Source organism: Azospirillum sp. RU38E (assembly GCF_900188385.1).
Classification (GTDB): domain Bacteria; phylum Pseudomonadota; class Alphaproteobacteria; order Azospirillales; family Azospirillaceae; genus Niveispirillum.
The window spans coordinates 73,670-97,867 of record NZ_FZOI01000006.1 but is presented as its reverse complement, the minus strand read 5'-3'; the positions used below and the strand labels follow the sequence as shown (position 1 = coordinate 97,867).

Below are 24,198 nucleotides of genomic sequence, written 5' to 3'. Positions count from 1 at the left end.
TATGGGCGGCGGGAATGATTTTCGCTTGCCAAGCGCGCGAAGTCATGGATTATAGGTGATGTAATCGATTACAGTAAATCGATTACATCACGGGTTTGGTTCTGGCCTGCCATGCGGGGTGGGGGACTTCGTTCGAAAAGATATTGCTTCCTCCGCTTTTCCGCACAGGCGCTACGTTAATCCCTTGGAATAAGGTGCTTTCCCCGCGAAAGCGGGGATCCAGGGGCCACCAGTATCAACGCTTGGGTGCCTTTGGCCCCTGGACCCCCGCTCATCAAGGGGGAGGCAGGAATGTGCAATTGAGTAAGGAGGTTGCCACGCCCGAAGGCATGGCGACAAGGGGAGCAATCACCAGCCGGGACCAAAAACCACACCACCCCCGGCACAACAGACCATAAAAGAAGAATAATCCTTTCAAGGACTAAGGATATAGGGAGCGGACGGCATGTCCATGATCGACGGGTTGATTGTTGCAGCCTATCTGGTGGCAACGCTGCTGATTGCGCTTGGCCTGCGCCGCAAGGCAGCGCAGAGCGTGGACAGCTATTACCTGGGCAACAAGAAAATGCCCTGGTATCTGCTCTGCCTGTCCGATGCGTCGGGCATGTTCGATATTTCCGGCACCATGTGGCTGACGACGCTGCTGTTCGTCTATGGCCTGAAAAGCATCTGGCTGCCCTGGCTCTGGCCTGTGTTCAACCAGATTTTCCTGATGGCCTTTCTGGCCCTGTGGCTGCGCCGGTCCAATGTGCGCAGCGGGGCGGAATGGATTGAATTCCGCTTCGGCGGCGGGGCCGGTGCGCGCGCCTCTCACCTGTCGGTGGTGCTGTTCGCGCTGATCTGCGTGATCGGTTTTCTGGTCTATGCCTTTGTCGGCATTGGCAAATTCGTCGAACTGTTCGTGCCGTGGGAAATGGTGGCCCCCTATGTCGGCATCGATATTCCCCATGCCATGGTGCCCAATGTCTATGCCGTCATCGTCACCAGTTTGGTGACGCTCTATGTGGTGCTGGGCGGAATGCCGGGCATTGTCTGGACCGATGTGCTGCAATTTTCCATCATGGCGGTGGCGTCCGTCTTCATCGCCGTGCTGGCCATGATGCTGGTGACGCCGGAGCAATTGGCCGCCGCCACGCCGGATGGCTGGATGAGCCCGTTCTTCGGCTGGCATCTGGGGTTGGATTGGCAGAATATCCTGCCGCCGGTACAGCAGAAGATCGCCGCCGACGGGTTCGGCCTGTTCGGGCCCCTGTTCATGATGATGATCTTTTCCGGCATCCTGAAAAGTGCCGCCGGGCCGGCCCCGTCTTATGACATGCAGCGCATCCTGGCCACGCGCACCCCGCGGGATGCCGCGCGGCTGACGGGCTTCGTCTCTGTGGTGCTGATGCCGATCCGCTATCTGATGATTGCCGGCTTTACCGTGCTGGCGCTGGTTTATGTTGACCGGCTGGATCTGGTCAGCCCGTCGGGTGTGGATTTTGAAAGCATCCTGCCCGCCGCCATCCGCGCCTTTGCGCCTGCCGGCATGTTGGGGCTGATCGTTACCGGGCTGCTGGCGGCGTTTATGGCCACCTTTGCGTCCAGCCTGAATGCCGCCCCGCTCTATGTCGTCAACGATGTTTATCGCCGCTACATCAACCCGCAGGCCGAACAGAAAACCTTGGTGCGGATGAGCTATGGCGTGTCCACCGGCATTGTTCTGCTGTCCATGGGGATCGGGCTGTTCGTCTCCTCCATCAATGACGCGCTGCAATGGATCGTGTCCGGCCTGTGGGGCGGGTACACGGTGGCCAATGTCATTAAATGGTATTGGTGGCGCTTCAACGGCCAGGGCTATTTCGCCGGGATGCTGGCGGGTATCGTCTGTTCGTTGAGCTTCCCCTATCTGTTTGGGCCGCATTTCCCGCACCTGGGCTCGCTGCTGCCGCTTTACCTGTTCCCGCTGATCATCGCCGTGTCGGGGGTGGGGGCGGTGGCGGCCACGCTGTTGACCCCGCCCACCGACATGGCGGTGCTGAAGCGGTTTTATGCGCAGGTGCGGCCCTGGGGCTTCTGGGGGCCGGTGCAGCGCGCCCTGGCGGCGGAAAACCCGGCTATCACCCGCAACCGGGATTTTGGCCGCGACCTGTTCAACATCATCACCGGCACCGTGCTGCAAACGGCCCTGGTGGCGGTGCCGGTGTTCCTGGTGGTGAAGAATTGGGGGGCGCTGGCCTTGTCGCTGACGGTGGTGGGGCTGGGCGGTGCCATCCTGTGGCGCACCTGGTATCGCCGGCTGGCCGATTGGCCGGATGGGGTGACGGGGCCGGCCAATCTGGCCGACACGCCGCCCGCCGCTGCCGCCCATGATCTGCCGGCCAAGGGGGCCGTTTCCCATGCGTAAATCAACGGCGGTGACGCTGGCCGCCCTGCTGCTGGCGGGGGTGGCCCTGCCCTGGTCCGTGTCGCCCGTGAAGGCAGAGGTGGGGGCGGTCAGTGACCCCAGCGCCTATGTCGATCCGTTCATCGGCACGGGGCAGAATGGCCATGTCTTCCCCGGTGCCACCACGCCGTTTGGCATGGTGCAGCTATCGCCGTCCAATGACCGCGATGGCTGGAACTGGACATCGGGCTATCATTACAGCGACAGCGTGATCAAAGGCTTCGCCCATACCCATATCAGCGGGGCGGGCCTGTCGGCCCTGGGTGACATCTTGCTGATGCCGGCGCGCCAGGGGGATACGCGGGCCGGTATCTCTGATGGCACCGTCACCGGCTATCGCTCCGCCTTCAGCCACGCGCGGGAGGTGGCGAAGCCAGGATATTACCGGGTGCATCTGGACACGCCCGATGTGGAAGCTGAATTAACGGCCAGCCCGCGCGCCGGTTTTCACCGCTATCATTTCAACGGGTCGGCCCCGCAATTCATCATTCTGGACCCCACCCATGGGGTGGGCGACCATACGCTGGAAACCAGCATCGAGATTCTGTCCGACCGGGAGGTGCGGGGCTGGAAACACGCGGTCAGCCAGAGTTCCGGCGACCGCAAGGTCTATTTCCACGCCCGTTTTTCCCGACCATTCACCGCACAGGTGACGGCAGCGGATCAGAACGTGACGGGCAAAGCCGCCAGCGGGCCGGCGATCAAGGCGGCGCTGTCGTTTGACCCGGCGGGCGGGGCGGATGTGGAGGTGGCGGTTGCCATCTCTCACACCTCCCTGGAAGGGGCGTCGGCCAATTTCCAGGCGGAAGCGGCGGGCAAGGGCTTTGATACGGCATTGGCCGAGGCGAAGGCCCTGTGGCGGGAGCGGTTGGGCCGCATTGCCATTGATGATGTGCCGGCGGTGAAGAAGCGCATCTTCTATACCGCAGCGTATCACGCCTCCATCGCGCCCAGCCTGATCTCCGACGTGACGGGGGATTATTATGCGGGCGGGCAGGTGCGGCATTCTCGCATCCCGCAATATAGCAATTATTCAAGCTGGGATACTTATCGCGCCCTGCACCCGCTGTTGACCATCATCGACACGCGCAAGACGGGTGAGATGGTGGCCAGCATGGTTTCCCGCCATGCCGATGCCGGGATGCTGCTGCCAGCGTGGGAGGCGGTGGGCCATGATAATAGGGTGATGATCGGCTATGCCATCACCTCGCCCATCGCCGATGCGGTGCTGAAGGATATTCCCGGCATCGATAAGCAGGCAGCCTATCAGGCCATCCGCGCCAGTGCCTTTGATCTGACCAAACATAGCAATGTCTATGATGGCAATGGCATGGAAGGTTACCTCGCCTATGGTTTCGTGCCGGCGGACGTGGCCAGTTCGGTTTCCAAAACCACGGAGCAGAATTATCAGGATTGGGTGATCGGCCAGGTGGCGGCCAAGCTGGGCAGGGCTGAGGATGCCGCCCTGTTCGCCGCGCGGGCCACTGGATACCGGCTGCTGTTCGATCAAAAGACCGGCTATCTGCTGCCCCGGCTGGCCGATGGGCGCTTTGCGCCGTTGGATACCAACCGCTGGGACAGCCTGAACCGGCATTATGTCTCGGGCAATATCTGGGCCTATAGCACCTATACGCCGCAGGATATGCAGGCGGCCATCCGCCTGCATGGCGGGCGGCAGGGCTATGCCCAGTTCCTGGACCGGATTTTCACTGACGAGACGCCGGTGGAAGGCGAACAGCATGTGGATATTTCCGGCTTCGTCGGCAAATACGGCCATGGGGACGAGCCGGGGCACCATATGCCCTATCTCTATAACCTGACCGGCCAGCCCTGGAAGACCCAACAATATGTGAACCGCGTGCTGCGGGAGATGTATGCCGACCGGCCCGATGGCATCGTCAATAATGAAGATCTGGGCCAGATGTCGGCCTGGTATCTGTTCTCCGCCCTGGGGTTCTATCCCGTCACGCCGGGTGATTTGACCTATCAGTTGGGCGCACCCTATCAGCCGCGCGCCAGTATCCGGCTGGAAAATGGCAAGCGCTTTACCGTGATCGCGGACAATCTGTCCGACCGGAATATCTATGTGCAGTCGGTGCGGCTGAACGGGAAGCCCTATCCCAACAGCTTCATCCGCCATGAACAGATCATGGCGGGCGGGGAATTGCGCTTTGCCATGGGGCCGGACCCCAACCCAGCTTTCGCCACCAAGCCGGAACAGACCAGCCTGGGGGCGTTTGACGATAAGCAGCCCCTGGTGGCCGCCCCGCCGGTGCCCTGGGCCCCTTATGATCCGGCAGACGGCGCCTATTTCGCGGATGCCCGTTCGGTGGAACTGACCAGCCTGAACCAGGGGCTGCAAATCCGCTATACGCTGGATGGCAGCCAGCCCGGCCCGCAATCCACGCTGTATCAGGGGCCGATCCGCCTGACGGGGGATAGCGACCTGAAGGCGGTGGTGCTGGGCGGGGCCAAGCAGAGTGCTGTGTTCGAAAAACGCTATTTCCGCACCATCACCGCCGGGCTGGCAGCGGGATATCCGCGTATCCGCCTGGAACAGGACAAGGTGCCCTATGGCAAGGCCGATGGATCGATGCTGATCGATCAGGTGCAGGGCACCCAGTTTTATGGCGACAAGAAATGGACCGGGCGCACCGGCGATATCACCGCCAGCATTGATCTGGGAACGGCCAAACAGGCGAAAACCGTCACCCTGGGCGCGCTGGATGACCCGATGAACGGCATCATGCTGCCCCGCCGGGTGGAGGTGTGGGCCGGGGGTGATGCGTCATCGCTCACCCTGCGCGGGGCCGTTGATGTGCCGCCCGCCCCCGCCATCCGCCAGCAGGTGGAGCGGGTGCAGGTTCCCGTCAGCGGCGCTGCAGCACCACTTTACCAGATCCGCATTTTCTCCCACGGCGACATGCCGCCCACACTCAGCGCGCCCGGACGGCCCGCTTGGCTTTTTGTTGATGAGATCATTCTGCAATGACGAATAAGACCCAGGATATGGCCATCGGTGGCAGCCGCAGCCAGCTTGCCGGCACATGGCGCTTCCGCAAGGCGGGCGATGCCGATTGGCTGCCGGCGACGGTGCCCGGTTCCAACGTGACCGACCTGCTGCGCCAGGGCGTGATTGGCGACCCGTTCCACCGCGACAATGAAAACCACTTCCAGTGGATCGAGGCGGCGGATTGGGAATATGAATGCCGCTTCGACCTGCCAGCAGGTTTGGATGGCGCGGATGAACTGGCGCTGCTGTTCGACGGGCTGGATACCCATGCCACGGTCAGCCTGAATGGCCAGCAAATCCTGGTATCGGACAATATGTTCCACCGCCATCGGGTGCCCTGCGGCCCGCTGTTGCGGGCGGGGGAAAACCTGCTGCGGGTTTACTTTCAATCCCCCGTCACCCGTGCGGCGGCGCTGCAGGCGCGGGACGGGTTTCTCTATCCGGCGGAAAATGACAAGACGGCGGTAAAGGCCAGCGTCTATTCCCGCAAGGCACCCTATCATTTCGGCTGGGACTGGGGGCCGAAACAGGTGCCGTCCGGCATCTGGCGGCCCATCTGGGTGGAGGCGGTGCGCCAAGCCCGGCTGGTGGATTTCGCCCATCGCCTGATCCGGCTGGCCGATGAGGTGGCGCTGGTGGAACTGCGGCTGGGCCTGGAAGGGCTGAAGCCGGGGGCCGCCCGGCTGGAAATTACCTGCGAGCAGCCGGGGGTGGAACCGATCGCCCTGGACCTGGAACTCCATGCCGGTTTGCAGGAACAGCGGCTGGCGATCCGCATCGACCAGCCCCGCCGCTGGTGGCCCCATGGTCTGGGCGAGGCATTCCTTTACCGGTTCCACCTGTGCCTGCGCGATGCGCAGGGGAACGAGTTGGACCGGATGGAGCGCGCCATCGGCCTGCGCACGATCGAGGTGGTGAGCCAGCCGGACGAACAGGGCCTGAGCTTCTATCTGAAGGTCAATGGCCGCCCCACCTTCATGAAAGGGGCCAATTACATCCCGCCGGACAGTTTTCTGGAAAACATGTCGCCGGAACGATACCGGCAATTATTCCGGGACTGCGTGGGTGCCAATTATAACATGCTGCGCATCTGGGGCGGCGGCACCTATGAGGATGACCTGTTCTATGATCTGGCCGACCAGAACGGCATCCTGATCTGGCAGGATTTCATGTTCTCCTGCACGCTCTACCCGTCCGATCCGGCCTTTATGGAAAGCGTGGCTTTGGAGGCTGAACAGGCGGTGAAGCGGTTGCGGCATCATGCCTGTCTGGCGCTGTGGTGCGGCAATAATGAAATCAGCATGGGTATTGATAAATGGGACTGGCCGGCCAAGTTCGGCTATTCCCCCGAACAATACAGCGCCATGGTGGCCGGCAACAGCCGGCTGTTTGATGAATTGCTGCCCGGCATTGTTGCAGCCCATGATGCCGGCCGGTTTTACTTCGCCTCCTCCCCCATCGGTTATTGGGAACATGCCGATGAGGATGGCAAGGGTGATGGCCATTATTGGGGTGTGTGGCATGGGGAATTGCCCTTTGCCACCTATGACGCGCGCCTGTCCCGCTTTATGAGCGAATACGGATTTCAATCCTATCCGCTGCTGCCCTCGGTCGAGCGGTTCACGGAACAGGCGGACCGGTCGAAGGACAGCCCGGTCATGGGGGTGCATCAAAAGCATCCGCGCGGCAATGCCATCATCAGCCGCTTCATCGCCCAGCATTTTGGCGAACCGGCCAGCTTTGGCGATTTCTGCTATCTGGGCCAGCTGGTGCAGGCCGATGGGCTGCGCGTGGCGTTTGAGGCGCACCGCCGCAATATGCCGTTCTGCATGGGATCGCTTTATTGGCAGATCAATGATTGCTGGCCGGCAATTTCCTGGTCCAGCATCGATTATTACGGGCGCTGGAAAGCGCTGCATTATCAGGCCGCCCGCTCCTTCGCGCCGCTGATCCTGTCGGTCACGGCGGGCCAGGGCGGGCTGGATATCCACGCCATTTCCGATTTGATGGCGGATCGGTCACTGGTGCTGCAGGCACGGTTGATCGATCTGGCTGGCGGGGAAATCTGGTCGGCTGAACAGGCGGTGACGGTGCCGGCCAACCGTTCCACCCTGCTGGCACGGCTGGACCCGCCGGCACAGACGGGCAAGGCGCTGCTGGTGCTGCGCCTGCTGGAGGGGGCGGAACAGGTGGTGCGGCATATCCACCCGCTGGCCCCGTTGCTGGCGGCAGACTTGCCGGAACCGGGCCTGACCCTTGCCGTCTGCGATGATGGCGGGGTGGAGGTGCGGGCCGAACGCTATGCGCGCGGGGTGCTGGTGCTGGCCGATCCGCTGGATGGCGGGGCCAGGGCGCTGAATTTCAGCGATAATTTCTTCGACCTGCTGCCGGGGGAGGCCAAGCGCATCCATCCGCGCGATGGGCGGGCATTCGATCCGGCCAGCCTGCGCGTCATGTCCGTTCATGGCAGCACCGAAAAGGGGGAATGAGATGCACCGGGGCCTGGCCATCACCACGCTTGCCGCCACGCTGGCACTGACCGCCCCGGTTGGGGCGGCAGAGGCAAAGCGGATGCTGTCGGTGGGCGATGTGCTGGGTTGGGTGCCGCCGGCGGATGCGGGTAATGTATCGACCGTGCCGCTGGCCCGGCGCTTCAGCGACCTGGCGGCGGAGCCGGACCGGGCGGGCCGGTTTGATCCGGCAGCGCGGGTGATGCTGGCCCCCGATGGCATGGATAATCTGGGGGCGGCCAGCGATGGTGCCTTCAACCGCTATGTCTTCAGCCATTGGCCGCAGGTGGATATTCTGGCCTGGTTCGCCGGCAATGCGGCGGCCCCGCTGGCCATCCCGTCGCGGCCCTGGGTGGAGGCGGCCCACCGCCATGGGGTGAAGGTGATCGGCACCCTGTTCTTTGCCCCCGTCGCCTGGGGCGGCGGGCCGGAAACGCTGGAAAGCTTTCTGGTACAGGATGCGCAGGGCCGTTTCCCAGCGGCGGACCGCATGGTGGAAATTGCCCGGCATTACCGGTTTGATGGCTGGTTCATCAACCAGGAAACCGGGTTGAATGAGGTGAAGGGGCCGGATGGCAAACTGGTGCGCGGCCCCACCAGCCCGCAGGCCAAAGCCCTGGCGGCCAAGGTTTTGGCCTTCATGCGCTATCTGAAATCCATCGCGCCGGCGGATCAGGAAATCCACTGGTATGATGCGATGCTGCCGGATAATGGCGCGGTCGGCTGGCAGAACGCGCTGAACCGGCGCAACCTGCCCTTCCTGCAGGATGGGGCGGCCAGTACTGCCGACGGCATGTTCCTGAATTACTGGTGGACGGGGGAGGGGTTGCGCCAGGGGGCGGCCCTGGCGGAATCCATCGGTCGGTCGCGCTATGATCTGTTCATCGGGGCCGACCTGTGGCCCGCCCGCAAGGAACAGCCAGCCTTTCGCAATGATCATTGGCTGCGCGATCTGCGCGGGGCCGATGGCAAGGCTTTGGGCTCCATCGGCCTGTTCGCGCCCAACTTCAATTTCAATTTCGATGGGGACGAGAAGGCCCCCGCCTTCAGCCGCTTTGCCAGCGATGCGCGTGATGTGGGGCGGTTCTATGCCGCCGAACAAAGACTGTTCGCCGGGGATGATGGCAATATGGCGGTGACGGATCGGGCCGGTTGGGATGGCATCTCCGCCCTGGTGCCGGCGCGATCCAGCGTGACCAGCCTGCCCTTTGCCACCAGCTTCAGCACCGGCCATGGGCGGTTGCGGGCGGAGGGGGGCCGGGTTGTCGGCGGGGCGTGGCACGATATGGGCGCACAGGATGTGCTGCCCACCTGGCAATTTGCCTGGACACCGGGGGCGGCGCTGGACATCGGGTTTGATTTCGACCGCGCCTATCAGGGGGGAAATTCCCTGCGCGCGGTGTTGGCCCAGCCCTTCAGCGGCAAGGTGGAAATCCCGCTTTATCTGCTGGATCTGCCGGCGCGTGGCGCGCTGTCGGTGCGGGTGGCCGCCGATGCCGCCGGGCCGGGGGCGGCGCTGCGGTTGACCCTGGCCGATGGCGGGCAGGTGGATTTGCCGCTGGAACAGGGGGAAGGCTGGCGGATGCGGGCCTGGTGTGTGGCCGATCAGGGAACGGTACGGCGGCTGTCGCTGGTGCTGCCGGGGGCGGCGGGCCAGCCGGTGACGCTGGGGCGGGTGGTGATGGACGAGGGGTGTGGGGTGGGGGAGGGACGGTAGGGGGGCTTTCGCTTAGAGGCGCCTAGACTGAAACATGCACTTTCTCTGCCTTCCCCGCGAAAGCGGGGAACCAGGGGCCAAAGGCACTTAAGCGTGTTTCTGGCGGCCCCTGGACCCCCGCTTTCGCGGGGGAGGCAGGAAAGGCCAGTTTGTATGTTGGCGCTTTAGCAGTCGAGACGACTTGAGAGAACACCCCCAACCCAACCTTAACCACCCCATCCTGTAACCTTCACAAAACCACTACAAACCATTTGACAGGCGGAAAGGAATGGCTAATATGTAATCGATTACATCTGGTGCGGTTCAAACAAGGTGGGATCGGCCCCAAGGGCTGGCCCCCAATCATAAGCAATCAGTGAAATCGCAATCGACACGGGCACATTCGGGGGGATGGGCAATGCCTCCCGCTGCTTGATGTGGGAGGGAGATCAAGATGGCGAAAATCAATTCGCGCCATGAAGAGAGTGTGAGCAAGCGTCAGCACCGGTACCGCAGCCTGCTGGCCAGCGCCAGCGGCGGCGTTCTGCTGCTGGCTGGCCTGGGCGGGGTGGCCCAGGCGCAGGATGTGACGTCCGGCGGCGAACAGCTGGAAGAGATCATCGTCACCGGCTTCCGCGGCTCCATTGAAGCCAGCGTGCGCGACAAGCGCGAAGCCAACGCCTTCGTTGACGTGATCAATGCCGAAGATATCGGCAAGTTCCCCGACAAGAACGTGGCCGACGCGCTGCAGCGCGTGCCGGGCATCGTGATCAGCCGCGATGGCGGCGAAGGCAAGCGGGTTTCCATCCGCGGCCTGCAATCCGACCTGACGCTGACCCAGCTGAACGGCAATTATGTCGCCTCGGCCGACAGCGAAGACCCGTCGCGTTCCTTTAACTATGTGCTGCTGCCGTCGAACATGATCTCCAAGGTGGAGGTGTTCAAATCGCCGGAAGCGCGCATCGATGAAGGTGGCGTGGGCGGTACCGTGCTGCTGCATACCCGCCGTCCGCTGGAACTGCCGGAAGGGTCCAACTTCCTGTCGGTCGAAGGCACCTATGGTGACACGACCAAGAAGGCCGACCCGCAGGTTTCCGGGATGCTGTCCTGGAAGGATGCCAGCGAGACCTATGGTGTGCTGCTGGGCGCCACCTGGCAGCGCCGCACCACCCGCACCATGGAAGCCAGCACGGAAAGCTGGCGCTGGTGGACGGATGACCGCAGCAAGCAGCCGGCCACCGACGTTAACAAGCAGCCCTATGCCAACGACGATGCCATCTCCTACTGGTGGGGCGGCGGCACGACGGACAAGTCCGGCAAGCATTATTCCGGTTACTGGACACCGCAATCGGTCAATGCCGGCATCAAGGAAGAGCGCCGCGACCGCCTGGGTGTGCAGGCCACGGGCCAGTGGCGCCCGACCGACGATCTGACTCTGACCGCCAATTATTTCCGCTTTGAGCTGGAAGGCAATTACACCCAGAATCTGCTGAAGATTCCGGAATGGGGCTATGGTGATTTCTTCACCGGGGCCAAGCTGGACCCGTCGGGCACCATTTTCCAGGGGGCGACATTCCAGGTGCCGAGCGGCAGCGGCTGCTCCCTCAATTCCCCGCCCTGCACCATGGAAACGCCGCAGCTTTCCGGCATCTATAGCGAGGAAAAGAGCGTTTCCAACACGTTCGATTTCGATATCGACTATAATACCGACAAGTTCGATGCCAGCGTGAAGGTGGGCAAGACCCGCGCCACCGGCGGCCCCTCCATGCTGTTCCGCATGTCGGCCAAGCCGCGCCTGACCTCGGCCAACAGTGGCACCAACGGCAATCTTGTCAGCAGCTGGGATTTCTCCTCCGGCGATCTGAACATGAATTTCTCGCCCGACATTCAGGCGAACCTGATGAAGGGCATTGCCCAGATCGATACGGGTTCGACCGACAGTTCCTGGGTGAACAGCACGCTGGAACAGACCTATTTCCAGAGCGATTTCACCCGTCGCTTTGATGATACGGTGCTGGAATCGGTGCAGTTCGGTGCCAAGTACCGCACCGCCAAGGTGCATCGCCTGACCGGTAACACGCTGTGGTACGCCGACAAGGAGAAGCAGCTCCGCTATCAGGATACGGCGGCCGGCGGTGTGGCCGACCCGTCCTTCTTCTATTCCCAGGCGATGGGGAATATTACCGGCGGCTTCAACGCCAATATCTTCCCCGGCATCAATTTCGACAATTACCTGGCCTATCTGAACAAGACCTATGGCGATCCGGTGCGCCGCGAGGAAACCGATTTCGTCTATGACGTGAACGAGGATATCTGGTCCGGCTACGTGCAGGGTAATTTCAGCTGGGATCGCCTGCGCGGCAATGTGGGCGTGCGTATCGCCCAGACCAAGCAGCGCGGCCAATCGTCTGACCGCTTCACCTATTTCAACGATTATTATCTGGATGGAGCGAACGGCCCCAACGGCGCGCCGGCCATCTGCCCCAATACCGGTCGCACCGACTGTACGCCGGGTCTGCCGATCACGCTGCCGCAGGATCAGCGGGAAACCAAGGTCAATGTGCTGGCCAGCCAGGACAAGACCTATACCGACTTCCTGCCCAGCCTGAACGCCGCCTATGAGGTGACGGACGATATCATCCTGCGTGGTGCCGTTTCCAAGGTCATTGCCCGTCCGGGTTACAGCGATCTGGGTTCGCAGCAGCGTCTGGAATACCGTTCCGCCGCCTATGCCGCCGACCGCCAGCAGTTTGGCGAGCGGGAAGGCTGGACCGGTTCGGGCGGCAACAAGGAACTGAAGCCGTTCGAAGCCTGGCAATATGATGCCGGCGTGGAATGGTATTATTCCAAGGGCTCCGTCGTCGGTGTCGGCCTGTTCCGCAAGGATGTGGCCAATTTCATCGTGCCGCTGGTCATCGATACCACCCGCGTGATCGATGGCAAGACGGTGACGGTGGAAGGCTATTCCACCAACGCCAACGGGTCGGATGCCACCTCGCAGGGGATCGAGCTGTATGCCCAGCATACGTTCGATATCGGCGTCGGCTTCCTGGCCAACTTCACCTACAACGACACCTCGGTCACCGATGTGACGCTGGAAGGCCAGAAGGTCGGTTCCTCTCCGCTGGTGGGCAGCGCCAAGACGCAGATCAACACCTCGATCTTCTATGAGAACGAGATGTATTCGATCCGCGCCTCCTATAACCGCCGTGGCACGGTGGTGGGCGGCATCGTCTCCGGCCTGAATGTCTATCAGGAGCCGTATGACCAGATCGACCTGAATGCCACCTTCAACCTGACGGATGACGTCACCGTCACCGCCTCGGTCATCAACCTGACCAAGTCGGAACAGAAGGCGCATCTGGGCAACGACACCAAGGATCGCTTCTACTCCAACTCCTACGCCGGTCGCCGGGCTTACCTGGGCACGACCTGGAAGTTCTAAGGCGCGGGTGAAGGGTTTCCCCCTGGGTGGTACGGGGTGCCGCCTGGGGGGCTCAATTTACGAGTGGGCGCTGACTTCGTCCTTTGCGCAAGGATGCCTTCCCCGCTTCCGCGGGGGAGGCACGGAGATGCAAGCGCTTAAGTCGGCGCTATTGGTTAAGGGGGGCTGCAATGCCAGCCCCCCACTTCCCCCCCAAAACTCCCAAGCGGCGGCACAGCTTCCCCCGTGGCGTCGCTCTTTTTAGACCTTTTCGACTATTCATTTTCAGCCCAGCGCATTACCCAACCAACAAAACAGGCAGAGGAAACGAACGATGATGGTGAACAGGCGGTCCCTGATGGCGGGTGGTGTGGCCCTGGCGGCAACGGCGGCGATGGGGCCGGCGGTGCGTGCGGCCACCCCGGCCTTTGCCAGCAAGCGCCCCCCGGTGGGGGAACGGCATTTCGTTTCCAAGGCGGTGGAGGCGGAGATCAAGCGGGTTGCCGCCAAGATCGCTGACCCGGAACTGGCCTGGCTGTTCACCAATTGCTATCCCAACACGCTGGATACCACGGTGAAGATGGGGATGGTGGACGGCAAGCCCGACGCCTTTGTCATCACCGGCGACATTCCCTGTCTGTGGCTGCGTGATTCTGCGGCGCAGGTGAAGCCCTATCTGCATCTGGTGCGCGAAGACCCCAAACTGGGGGAACTGTTCCGCGGGCTGATCGGGCGGCAGGCGCGGTCGATCCTGATCGATCCCTATGCCAACGCCTTCATGGAAGACCCCACGGCGCGCACCAACCTGCGCTGGTCGCAGACCGACCAGACGGAGATGAAGCCCGGTGTGGCTGAACGCAAATGGGAGATCGACAGCCTGTGCTACGCCATCCGGCTGGCCTATGGTTATTGGCAGGAAACGGGCGACAAGACCCCGTTTGATGCCACCTGGGCCGAGAGTGCGCGCGCCATTGTCCGCACCTTCCGCGAACAGCAGCGCAAGGATGGCCCCGGCCCCTACAGTTTCCAGCGCCCGTCACAGCAGCCGTCGGAAACGCTGCTGGCCGGTATCGGCCTGCCGACGCGCAAGGTGGGGCTGATCCATTCGGCCTTCCGCCCGTCGGATGATGCCTGCCTCTACCCGCTGTTCATCCCGGCCAACCTGTTCGCCGTCACCACCCTGCGGGAGTTGGCGCAGGTGGCCAATGGCGCGCGCGGTGACGCGGCCCTGGCCAATGATGCCACCGCCCTGGCGGATGAGGTGGAAAAGGCGCTGGCCCAATATGGCACCATGAGCCTGCCTGACGGGCGCAAGGTTTGGGCCTATGAGGTGGATGGGTTTGGCAATGCCGTCTTCATGGATGATGCCAATGTGCCCTCGCTCTCCGGTCTGGCCTGGCTGGGCTGTGTGAAGGCGGATGATCCGCTGTGGCGGCGCACGGCGGATGCGGCGTGGAGCCCCGCCAACCCCTGGTTCTTCCAGGGCAAGGCGGCGGAAGGCATCGGCGGCCCGCATATTGGCGAGGGGCAGGTCTGGCCCATGTCGCTGATCGTGCGGGCGCTGTCCAGCAGCGATGATGCGGTGATTGCCAAATGCCTAGCCACGCTGAAGGCCACCCATGCCGGCACCGGCTTCATGCATGAAGCGTTCGACAAGGATAACCCGGCCAAATTCACCCGCGATTGGTTCGCCTGGGCCAATGGGCTGTTTGGCGAACTGATCCTGCAGGTGGCGAAGACCAAGCCGCATTTGCTGGGGTAGGGGGGCGTTATCGCTCTGCTCTGCAAGCGATAATGGCTTTCAACCGTCGTCGTATAGGCGCTGATCTTGCCTCTCTCACCTTTCGTGCCTCCCCCGCGAAAGCGGGGGCCCAGGGGCCACCAGAACCACGTTTGAGTGCCCTTGGCCCCTGGATCCCCGCTTTCGCGGGGAAGGCACTGTTGGGCAAATGGCAAGGTCAGCGCTTACACACAAAGTACACAACCTCGCCCAGTCAAACCGTCACCCCCGGAGTTTCCCCCATGACCCTTCCATATCGCATCGTCATCGCCGGCGGCGGCAGTGCTGGGTGGATGGCGGCGGCGGCCCTGGTGCGGCAGTTGCGCGGCACCGGCACCGCCATCACCCTGGTGGAGTCCGAGGAGATTGGCACCGTGGGGGTGGGGGAGGCGACCATTCCGCCCATCCAGGCCTTTAACCGCATGATCGGGCTGGATGAGACGGAATTCGTCAAGGCCACGCGCGGCACCTTCAAACTGGGGATCGAGTTTGTGAACTGGTGGCGGCAGGGCCACCGTTATTTCCACCCGTTCGGCCGCTATGGCGATGATTTTGGGCTGGTGCCGTTTCATCAGCAGTGGCTGGCGGCAAGGGCGATGGGCGATGAGACGCCGCTGGCAGCCTATTCCCTGGCCCATGCGGCGGCGGCATCCGGCCGGTTCGCCGTGCCCCCGGACGGGGGGCAATCGGTCTTTGCGACATATGGCTATGCCTATCATTTCGATGCCGGTCTCTATGCCGCGCATCTGCGCACACTGGCAGAGGGCCATGGCGTCACCCGGATTGAGGGAATGATTGACCATGTGGCGCGTGACCCGGAAAGCGGCTTTGTCACCGCCCTGCACCTGACGGATGGGCGGGTGGTGGCCGGTGATCTGTTTCTGGATTGCACCGGTTTCCGCGCCCTGCTGATCGGGGAGGTGATGCAGACCCCCTATCTGGATTGGCGGCACTGGCTGCCCTGCGACCGGGCGGTGGCCGTGCCGTGTGCGCGGGTGGAGCCGTTGACGCCGTTCACCCGCTCCACCGCGCGCGATGCCGGCTGGCAATGGCGCATCCCGCTGCAGCACCGCACCGGCAATGGCCATGTCTATTGCAGCGGTTTCATCGATGATCAGGCGGCGGAAGATGCGCTGCTGGCCCATCTGGATGGGCAGCCCCTGGCCGAACCGCGCCGGTTGCGCTTTGTCACCGGGCGGCGGGAACAGGCCTGGCAGGGCAATGTGGTCTCCATCGGGCTGGCCTCAGGTTTTCTGGAACCGCTGGAATCCACCAGCCTGCATTTGATCCAGAGTGCGGTGACCAAGCTGATCCACCTGTTCCCCGGCCGGGATTTCGATCCGGCTGTACGCGATGAATATAACCGTCGCATGGCGACGGAATTTGAACGGGTGCGCGATTTCCTGATCCTGCACTATGCCCAGACCGAACGCGACGACACGCCGTTTTGGCGGCATTGCGCGGCGATTGACCAGCCCGACAGCCTGAAAGACGCCATCGGCCTGTTCCGCCGCACCGGCCGCCTGTTCATCCGGGATGAGGATATTTTCCACGAGCCCAGCTGGCTGGCCGTGCTGCTGGGCCAGGGGGTGACCCCGCAGGGCCGCGACCAGCTGGCCGATGCCGTGCCGGCGGCCGAACGGGCGGATATTTTGCAGGCCATGCGCCGGGTGATCGCCCGCACGGCCGACCAGTTGCCAACCCATGCCAGCATGGTGGATGGCCCGTTCAGCTGGCAGGGCCGGTGAGCCAGCCCCGCCAGGCATCCCACCAGCAGGGCGAAGGGTTGGTGGATAAAAACCAGTTGGCCCGGTTCAGCCAGCCCTGACGGAATTGCGCATCCGCAGAGCCGGGCTGGCTGATCGACAGATAATATTGGACCCGCTGACCGGTATAGTTGTCGCAGGCAACGGCGACGCCATGTTGCGCAATATACTGGTTGACCTGCGCCGCCGTACCCGGTCCCGGCACCCCATCGGCGGTGGCCCCGACCAGGGTCTGCAAGGTTTTGATGGCGCGTGACGGGCCGGCGGTCCAGCCAAAATCCATGGTGATGGCAATCAGCGGGCTCCAGACCAGCTTGTTCAGGCCCGGCTGCTCGTAATAATCCTTCACGGCGATCTGGGCGGCCACCTCCAGGGTCACATCCTGCTGCATCTGCTGGGCCGTCAGCGTGCAGGGATCAACATTGATCCAGGCCCCATAGATATCGGGCGTTACGCCCCGCATGGTGCCGATCAGCTTCGTGCCGCCCGCTTGGCAATGGGCATAATTGCCGGTGTCGGCCGGGTTGGCTTCCCACAACCCTTCCCATTGGGCGATGGCGGTTTGAAAGGCTTGTTCAGGGGTTGGGAAAGACATGGCCCTCACTCCGTCCGCTTCTTCGTGTGATTATCACCGATCTCTTCCGCCATTTTGGCGCGGGCCGCTGCCTGCATCCGCGCGGCGGCGGCCTGGAACTGGTAAGGCCGTTCTGCCGCCAGGGACGCTGGACCCGGCCCGCCTCAGCCGGCCGGCGTGTCGCTGGAACTATTCTGGTTGATGGCGTTCTTGATGCCGTTCTGCTCGTTCGAAATCTGGTTTTCAATCTGCTGCTGTACGGCGTTCACGGCATTCTCGACCGCCTGTTGCACCGCATTCAGGGCGGCCTGAGTGCTGGGGGCAGGTGGATTGGTATTGCTGGTGTCGGTCATCGGGAAATTCCTTGGCGGCAGGTCAATGGGCCGTCGGCCTTCGCCGCTATCATATGGGAAATACCATTAATAGTGGTGGTGAAAATTCCATGACGGTTCCAAAAATTGTTATGCCGGAAACAAAAAAAGGGGAAGGCGGATCAACCGCCTTCCCCCAATTCCGCGCGCAGAACCGTCCGTCCGATCAGGCCGGCTGACGCACGCCATCAACCCGGCGGGTGATCTTCCACGGGTTGGCCGCCTGCACGGCCGGCGGCAGCAGCGCGTCGGGCAGGTTCTGGTAACAGACCGGGCGCAGGAAACGGTCGATGGCCAGCGCCCCGACAGAGGTGGTGCGGGCGTCGCTGGTGGCGGGGAAGGGGCCGCCATGCACCATGGCGTGGCAAACCTCCACCCCCGTCGGCCAGCCATTGGCCAGCACGCGGCCGGCGCGCTCGGCCAGCAGGGGCAGGAACTCGGCCGCCAGTGGCTGATCGGCCGCATCCATCAGGATGGTGGCGGTCAACTGGCCTTCCAGCCCGGCCAGCACCTGGGCCAGCTCCGCCTTGTCACGGCAGACAATGACCAGGGAGGAGGAACCGAACACTTCCGCCCCCAGCGCCTCATCAGAGAGGAAATGCTGGGCATCGGTGCGGAACAGGGCGGCCTGGCCCCGGTTCACGCCCTCGCCCGCCAGCCCGCGTGCCACCAGGGTGACAGCCTCGTGGCTTTCCAGCTTGTCGACGCCGGCGCAATAATGCTGCCAGATGCCGCCGGACAGCATTACCTGGGCGGCGGCCTTGTTGAGATGCTCCCCGGCGGCGGCGATGAAGGCCTCCGTCTCCGGCCCGGCCAGCGCCAGCACCAGACCGGGGTTAGTGCAGAACTGGCCCGACCCCATGGTCAGCGAGCCGATGAAGGCGGCGGCCAGATCGGCCCCGCGCGATGCGGCGGCGTGCGGCAGCAGCAGCACCGGGTTGATCGAACTCATCTCCGCATAGACCGGAATGGGTTCCGGGCGCTTGGCGGCAATGGCGGCCAGCGCCAGCCCGCCGGCGCGCGAGCCGGTGAAACCCACGGCCTTGATGCGCGGATGCGCCACCAGTGAGCCGCCCAGAACCTGGGTGGTGCCCGGCAGATAGGAGAAGACACCCTCATGCAGGCCGGCAGCGGCCACGGCGGCGGCGATGGCGCGGGCCACCAGTTCGCCCGTACCGGGATGGGCCGGATGGCCCTTCACCACCACCGGGCAGCCGGCGGCGAGTGCCGAGGCGGTGTCACCCCCGGCGACGGAGAAGGCCAGCGGGAAGTTGCTGGCACCAAACACGGCGACCGGGCCGATGGCCTGGTTGACGCGGGCCAGGAACGGGCGGGGCAGGGGGGCACGATCGGGCAGGGCGGGGTCGATGGTGGCATCCAGCCAGTCACCCTGGCGCACCACGGCGGCGAACAGGCGCAACTGGCCGACGGTGCGGCCCCGTTCACCTTCCAGGCGCGGGCGGGGCAGGCCGGATTCGGCCATGGCGCGGACGATCAGATCATCGCCAATATCCAGGATGCGGGCGGCCACATCCTCCAGAAACGCGGCGCGGGCTTCCAGTGACAGGGTGGAGAAGGCGGGGAAGGCGGCAGCCGCCAGGGCGCAGGCCTCCGCCACATGGCCGGCATCGGCCTCGGAGAAATCGGGGCCGATCACCTCGCCCGTGGCGGGGTTCAGGGCCTGGAACCGGGCCTTGGCCTGGGTCTGCTTTGCACCGATCAGGATGCTGCCGTCGATCACACTCATCTCGCACTCACCTCCGCTCCGGCGGGTACCATACCCGCATGGGCATTATAACAAGGGCCTGTTACCGTTCAGGCGGTTGGGGGGGGCCGTGCCCCTGATACAGCTTCATAGGCGCTACTTTGGCCATGGACACTCTACGTGCCTTCCCCGCGAAAGCGGGGATCCAGGGGCCACAGGAACCACATCGTAGCGCCCCTGGCCCCTGGATCCCCGCTTTCGCGGGGAAGGCAATGTTGGGCAAAACCAACATCTTAGTGCCTATGACTCCACCGGCATGACCAAATAGCCCCCCCGATGACCGGGGGGCCTATCTCAAAAAACCACCCTCAATCCAACCGATGACCGCTTTCGATGGCCGCCGTCGGCTTGGCACCCCACAGGGCATAGAACAACACATACAGCTCACACGCCGCCGTCAGCAGGAATGAGGTCTGCAGCCCATAGGCATCGGCCAGCATCCCTTGGAAATAGACCAGCGCGCCGCCACCGATCGCCATGATCAGCAGGCCTGCGCCCTCTTCCGTCAACGGCCCCAGGCCGCGAATGCCAAGGGTAAAGATGGTGGGGAACATGATGGAATGGAACAGGCCGACGCTGATCAGCGCCCACATGGCCACCGGCCCATCCAGCAGCACGGCGGCCATCATCACCAGGAACGCCCCGATGGAGGCCACGGCCAGCAGGTTTTCCGCCTTGATCCAGCGCATCAGATAGCCACCACCCAGGCGGCCCACCATCATCCCGCCCCAGAGCAGGAACAGATAGGTGGAACCTTCTTCATGGGTGACGCCGGCAATATCCGGCTGGCTGATGAAATTGATGAACAGGTTGGCCACACCGATCTCGGCAATCAGATAGATGAAGATCGCCGGCACACCGAACACCAGATTACGGTGTTTCCACAGCGAATGTTTCTTGCGTTCTTCCGCATCGGTCCGGCGCGCCGTGGCGCTGATATCGGGCAGGCGGGAACGGGCGATGACAAAGGCCAGCACCAGCAGCACCGCCGCCACGATCAGATAGGGCAGTTGCACCGACTGGGCATCGGCCAGCCGTTCGGCCGCCGTCAGCGTGGCGCCGGCTTCCGCCGTGCCGCCGGTCGACCGGCCCAGGATCAGATAGCCGCCGAACAGCGGGGCCAGCGTGGTGCCAGCGGAATTGCACGCCTGCACCAGATTAAGCCGCGAAGACGCCGTTTCCGGCGGGCCGACCACGGCAACATAGGGATTGGCCGCCACCTGCAGCAGGGCAATGCCCGCCGCCACGATGAACAAAGCCACCAGCGTCACTTCATAAGACGGGATGCGCGCCGCCGGGATCATCATCAACGACCCGAACGCCATGGTCAGCAGCCCCGCCACCATGGCGCGGCGGTAACCGATCCGTTCAATCAGCTTGGCCGAGGGGACCGAGGCCACCAGATAGGCGATGAACCAGACCGACTCGATCAGCGTCGTCTGCGCATAGGTCAGGTCAAAAACACTGCGTAAATGCGGCAGCAGCGTGTTGTTGATAACGGTGATGAAGCCCCAGATGAAGAACAGGCTGGCCAGCAGGGCCAGCACGGGGCGATAATTGTCGACCACGGCAGCGACAGCCGCATGGCCGGCGCCGGGCTTGGAAATCGGGGCTGGAGGCATCTTGGGGTGTTTCCTCTCGGGATGGCTTCCATTCTATTTTGTATGAGTATATAGCTGGCAGAAAGCGAGCCGGTCAACGGCGCATCGTTTCAAAAGGAAGGAACCCCGATCTTGCCCCGGAAGCATCTCCGTCCCGCCCTTGTTGCCGCCCTGTGTGCCACCAGCCTGCTGGCCTCCTCCGCCGCACTCGCCGCCAGCGCCAGCCGCGCGCCGTTTGGCGAGCTGCCCGACGGCACCAAGGTGGAGGCGATCACCCTTATCAATAATAAGGGTGTGAGCGCTACCATTTTGACTTATGGTGCGACATTGCAGGCGCTGAAGGCGCCGGACCGGACGGGAGCGGTGGCGGATATCGTGTTGGGCCATGACACGCTGAAACCCTATGTGGAGACGCCGAATTATTTCGGCATCACGGTGGGCCGCTATGCCAACCGGATTGCCGGCGGGCGCTTCACCCTGGATGGCAAGACCTATCAGCTGACCCAGAACGACAAGCAGAATTCGCTGCATGGCGGGGTGAAGGGGTTCGACAAGCATAACTGGCAGGTGGCCGATATCCGCCAGGGGGAAACGGCATCGGTCGCCCTGACCCTGACCAGCCCGGATGGCGATCAGGGCTATCCCGGCACCCTGTCGGTGAAAACCACCTATGCGCTGGATGAGAACAATGTTCTGTCCATGACCTATGAGGCGGCGACCGACAAGCCGACCATCGTCAATATGACCAACCATGCCATCTTTAATCTGGCCGGTGAGGGCAGCCCGCTGGGCATCCTGCGGCACAAGCTGACGCTGCCGGCCGCCCACTATACCCCCGTCAATGCGGCGCTGATCCCGACCGGGGAGCTGAAGCCGGTGGAAGGCACGGTGTTTGACTTCCGCAAGGGGCGGGTGCTGAGCGATGGGTTACGCGACGGCACCGACCCGCAGATTGTCGCCGGTCGCGGCTATGACCATAATTTCGCTATCGATAGCGGGCTGACGCCGAAGCAGAAATTGACTGCCCGTTTGGAAGACCTGGATAGCGGCCGCGTGCTGGAGGTCTACTCGACCCAGCCCGGCATCCAGGTCTATACCGGCAATTTCCTGGATGGCACGCTGGTGGGCAAGCAGGGGCACCTGTACCGGATGAGCGATGGGATCGCCCTGGAACCGCAGAAATTCCCCGATGCGCCCAACCAGCCCGCTTTCACCTCTGCCCGTGTCGATCCGGGGAAACCCTATCGCCATGAAATGAGTTTCCGTCTGTCCGTTGCCCAGTAAGAATGAAGGACCGTTGGTGATGACCCCCGCGCCCACCGAACCGAAGAAGCTGCGTTCACGAGCCTGGTTCGACAATCCGGCCAATATCGACATGACGGCGCTCTATCTGGAGCGCTATCTGAATTTCGGCCTGTCGCTGGAGGAGCTTCGCTCCGGCAAGCCGATCATCGGTATCGCCCAGACCGGTTCCGATCTCAGCCCCTGCAACCGCCACCATCTGGTGCTGGCGGAACGGGTGCGCGACGGTATTCGGGAGGCGGGGGGCATTCCGCTGGAATTCCCTGTCCACCCGATCCAGGAAACCGGCAAGCGCCCCACGGCGGGGCTGGATCGCAACCTGGCCTATCTGACCCTGGTGGAGGTGCTGTACGGCTATCCGCTGGATGGCGTGGTGCTGACCATCGGTTGCGACAAGACCACGCCCGCCTGCCTGATGGCAGCGGCCACGGTGAATATCCCCGCCATTGCGCTGTCGGTCGGCCCGATGCTGAATGGCTGGCACAAGGGCGAACGCACCGGTTCCGGCACCATTGTCTGGAAGGCCCGCCAGATGCTGGCGGCTGGTGAGATCGATAATGACGGTTTCATCAAGCTGGTGGCCTCTTCCGCCCCGTCCACGGGTTATTGCAACACCATGGGCACGGCCACCACGATGAACAGCCTGGCCGAGGCGCTGGGGATGCAGTTGCCCGGCGGGGCCGCCATCCCGGCGCCTTACCGCGACCGCCAGGAAGTGGCCTATCGCACCGGCCTGCGCGCCGTGCAGATGGTGCATGAAGACCTGAAGCCGTCGGACATTCTGACGCGCGACGCCTTCCTGAACGCCATTGCGGTGAATTCCGCCATTGGCGGTTCCACCAACGCGCCGATCCATCTGGCCGCCATCGCCCGGCATATGGGTGTGGAACTGGACCTGCAGGATTGGCAGAGCCATGGCCATGATATTCCGCTGCTGGTGAACCTGCAGCCCGCCGGCGAATATCTGGGCGAGGATTATTACCGCGCCGGCGGCGTGCCCGCCGTGGTGTCGCAATTGATGCAGCAGGGCCGCATCATCGAAAACGCCCTGACCGTTAATGGCAAGTCCATTGGCGATAATTGCCGGGGCGTGGAGATTGAGGATGAGAAGGTCATCCGCCCCTATGGTCAGCCGCTGAAGGAAAAGGCCGGTTTCATCGTGCTGCGCGGCAATCTGTTCGATGCCGCGATCATGAAGACCAGCGTGATCAGCCCGGAATTCCGCGACCGTTACCTGTCCAACCCCAACGACCCGGAAGCCTTTGAAGGCCCCGCCGTGGTGTTTGACGGGCCGGAGGATTACCATCACCGCATCGACGATCCGTCGCTGGGCATCACGCCGGAAACGCTGATGTTCATGCGCGGTGCCGGCCCGGTGGGCTATCCGGGGGCGGCCGAAGTGGTGAATATGCGCCCGCCGGCCTATCTGATCCGCGAAGGCATCTCCGCCCTGCCCTGCATCGGTGATGGCCGCCAGTCGGGCACATCCGGTTCCCCCTCCATCCTCAATGCCTCCCCGGAAGCGGCGGCGGGCGGCGCCCTGGCTCTGTTGCGCACCGGCGACCGGGTGCGCATCGACCTGAAGAACTGCACCGTCAATGTGCAGGTCTCTGACGAGGAGCTGGCCCGGCGCCGGGCGGAGCTGGCGGCTGCGGGCGGTTACGCCTATCCGGCCTCCCAGACGCCCTGGCAGGAAATCCAGCGCGCCACGGTGGGCCAGATGAACACGGGTGCCATTCTGGAAGGGGCGGAAAAATACCAGCGCATCGCCCAGACCAAGGGCCTGCCGCGCGATAATCACTGACCGGTTGAAGGGGCAGGCTCGGCCTATGAAGGTCGAGCCTGCCCTCTGAGATTCTCTTTTTAGGACAAGTATCATGCCCTCAATCGCCAGCACAAGCATCCGCTGGCTTGGCTCGTCCGCACCAACAGTCATGAATTGTGATCGTTGGTATTATACCAACCCGCCTA

Annotated in this window: 14 protein-coding genes; 10 read left to right on the top strand and 4 right to left on the bottom strand. The window is 63.2% G+C overall.

What is annotated here, in order from left to right:
- Positions 1 to 445 precede the first annotated feature (445 nt).
- The 7 genes from CHB97_RS12890 to CHB97_RS12860 all read left to right on the top strand — a co-directional run bounded on the left by CHB97_RS12890 (position 446) and on the right by CHB97_RS12860 (position 16,596).
- Positions 446 to 2,386: a sodium:solute symporter family protein gene (locus tag CHB97_RS12890; RefSeq protein ID WP_200819928.1), complete on the top strand. Its 1,941-nt coding sequence runs from the start codon at positions 446 to 448 to the stop codon at positions 2,384 to 2,386.
- Positions 2,379 to 5,417, top strand: coding sequence for a GH92 family glycosyl hydrolase (locus CHB97_RS12885; protein WP_160105828.1), 3,039 nt, complete (start codon positions 2,379 to 2,381; stop codon positions 5,415 to 5,417). Before CHB97_RS12890 ends, CHB97_RS12885 begins: the two co-directional genes overlap by 8 nt.
- Complete coding sequence (locus CHB97_RS12880; RefSeq protein ID WP_089288392.1) at positions 5,414 to 7,927, top strand: glycoside hydrolase family 2 protein; 2,514 nt, start codon at positions 5,414 to 5,416, stop codon at positions 7,925 to 7,927. Before CHB97_RS12885 ends, CHB97_RS12880 begins: the two co-directional genes overlap by 4 nt.
- Position 7,928: 1 nt before the next feature.
- Positions 7,929 to 9,665 carry a glycoside hydrolase gene (locus tag CHB97_RS12875; RefSeq protein WP_160105827.1) on the top strand — a complete coding sequence of 579 codons (1,737 nt, stop codon included), beginning with the start codon at positions 7,929 to 7,931 and terminating at the stop codon, positions 9,663 to 9,665.
- 433 nt (positions 9,666 to 10,098) lie between these two features.
- Positions 10,099 to 13,089: a TonB-dependent receptor gene (locus tag CHB97_RS12870; protein WP_089288394.1), complete on the top strand. Its 2,991-nt coding sequence runs from the start codon at positions 10,099 to 10,101 to the stop codon at positions 13,087 to 13,089.
- A gap of 313 nt (positions 13,090 to 13,402) precedes the next feature.
- Positions 13,403 to 14,830, top strand: coding sequence for a glycoside hydrolase family 125 protein (locus tag CHB97_RS12865; RefSeq protein WP_200819927.1), 1,428 nt, complete (start codon positions 13,403 to 13,405; stop codon positions 14,828 to 14,830).
- A gap of 260 nt (positions 14,831 to 15,090) precedes the next feature.
- A complete protein-coding gene (locus tag CHB97_RS12860; protein ID WP_089288395.1) occupies positions 15,091 to 16,596 on the top strand; it encodes a tryptophan halogenase family protein in 1,506 nt (501 codons plus the stop codon).
- On the opposite strand, the gene CHB97_RS12855 is transcribed toward CHB97_RS12860, so the two are convergent.
- Entirely contained in the window at positions 16,577 to 17,209 is a 633-nt protein-coding gene (locus CHB97_RS12855; RefSeq protein ID WP_089288396.1) for a glycosyl hydrolase 108 family protein, read from the bottom strand. The two genes, CHB97_RS12860 and CHB97_RS12855, sit on opposite strands and share 20 nt — an antisense overlap.
- A gap of 143 nt (positions 17,210 to 17,352) precedes the next feature.
- On the bottom strand, positions 17,353 to 17,541 hold the full coding sequence (locus tag CHB97_RS12850) for a hypothetical protein (protein ID WP_089288397.1): 189 nt from the start codon (positions 17,539 to 17,541) through the stop codon (positions 17,353 to 17,355).
- 11 nt (positions 17,542 to 17,552) lie between these two features.
- Here CHB97_RS12850 and CHB97_RS25940 point away from each other — a divergent pair, with 11 nt between their 5' ends.
- A complete protein-coding gene (locus tag CHB97_RS25940) occupies positions 17,553 to 17,738 on the top strand; it encodes a hypothetical protein (RefSeq protein ID WP_143270872.1) in 186 nt (61 codons plus the stop codon).
- Here the strand turns inward: CHB97_RS25940 and CHB97_RS12845 are convergent.
- Together CHB97_RS12845 and CHB97_RS12840 are read right to left on the bottom strand one after the other, a co-directional pair.
- Complete coding sequence (locus tag CHB97_RS12845) at positions 17,726 to 19,306, bottom strand: aldehyde dehydrogenase (NADP(+)) (RefSeq protein WP_200819926.1); 1,581 nt, start codon at positions 19,304 to 19,306, stop codon at positions 17,726 to 17,728. The two genes, CHB97_RS25940 and CHB97_RS12845, sit on opposite strands and share 13 nt — an antisense overlap.
- A 326-nt stretch (positions 19,307 to 19,632) precedes the next feature.
- Positions 19,633 to 20,946, bottom strand: coding sequence for a sugar MFS transporter (locus CHB97_RS12840; RefSeq protein ID WP_089288398.1), 1,314 nt, complete (start codon positions 20,944 to 20,946; stop codon positions 19,633 to 19,635).
- A 111-nt stretch (positions 20,947 to 21,057) separates the two neighbouring features.
- Between CHB97_RS12840 and CHB97_RS12835 the strand changes: the two genes are divergently transcribed.
- Both CHB97_RS12835 and CHB97_RS12830 read left to right on the top strand, forming a co-directional pair.
- The gene (locus CHB97_RS12835; protein ID WP_211098331.1) at positions 21,058 to 22,209 is read left to right on the top strand and encodes an aldose epimerase family protein; all 1,152 of its coding nucleotides are present in this window, start codon (positions 21,058 to 21,060) and stop codon (positions 22,207 to 22,209) included.
- Between the two features lie 19 nt (positions 22,210 to 22,228).
- Positions 22,229 to 24,031, top strand: a complete 1,803-nt coding sequence (locus tag CHB97_RS12830; protein ID WP_089288399.1) for an IlvD/Edd family dehydratase — start codon at positions 22,229 to 22,231, stop codon at positions 24,029 to 24,031.
- Positions 24,032 to 24,198: the final 167 nt, after the last annotated feature.

Bases quoted from the DNA above. Each gene is read 5' to 3' on its own strand.
- CHB97_RS12890 (WP_200819928.1), top strand. From the start codon at position 446: ATGTCCATGATCGACGGGTTGATTGTTGCAGCCTATCTGGTGGCAACG.
- CHB97_RS12885 (WP_160105828.1), top strand. From the start codon at position 2,379: ATGCGTAAATCAACGGCGGTGACGCTGGCCGCCCTGCTGCTGGCGGGG.
- CHB97_RS12880 (WP_089288392.1), top strand. From the start codon at position 5,414: ATGACGAATAAGACCCAGGATATGGCCATCGGTGGCAGCCGCAGCCAG.
- CHB97_RS12875 (WP_160105827.1), top strand. From the start codon at position 7,929: ATGCACCGGGGCCTGGCCATCACCACGCTTGCCGCCACGCTGGCACTG.
- CHB97_RS12870 (WP_089288394.1), top strand. From the start codon at position 10,099: ATGGCGAAAATCAATTCGCGCCATGAAGAGAGTGTGAGCAAGCGTCAG.
- CHB97_RS12865 (WP_200819927.1), top strand. From the start codon at position 13,403: ATGATGGTGAACAGGCGGTCCCTGATGGCGGGTGGTGTGGCCCTGGCG.
- CHB97_RS12860 (WP_089288395.1), top strand. From the start codon at position 15,091: ATGACCCTTCCATATCGCATCGTCATCGCCGGCGGCGGCAGTGCTGGG.
- CHB97_RS12855 (WP_089288396.1), bottom strand. From the start codon at position 17,209: ATGTCTTTCCCAACCCCTGAACAAGCCTTTCAAACCGCCATCGCCCAA.
- CHB97_RS12850 (WP_089288397.1), bottom strand. From the start codon at position 17,541: ATGACCGACACCAGCAATACCAATCCACCTGCCCCCAGCACTCAGGCC.
- CHB97_RS12845 (WP_200819926.1), bottom strand. From the start codon at position 19,306: ATGAGTGTGATCGACGGCAGCATCCTGATCGGTGCAAAGCAGACCCAG.
- CHB97_RS12840 (WP_089288398.1), bottom strand. From the start codon at position 20,946: ATGCCTCCAGCCCCGATTTCCAAGCCCGGCGCCGGCCATGCGGCTGTC.
- CHB97_RS12830 (WP_089288399.1), top strand. From the start codon at position 22,229: ATGACCCCCGCGCCCACCGAACCGAAGAAGCTGCGTTCACGAGCCTGG.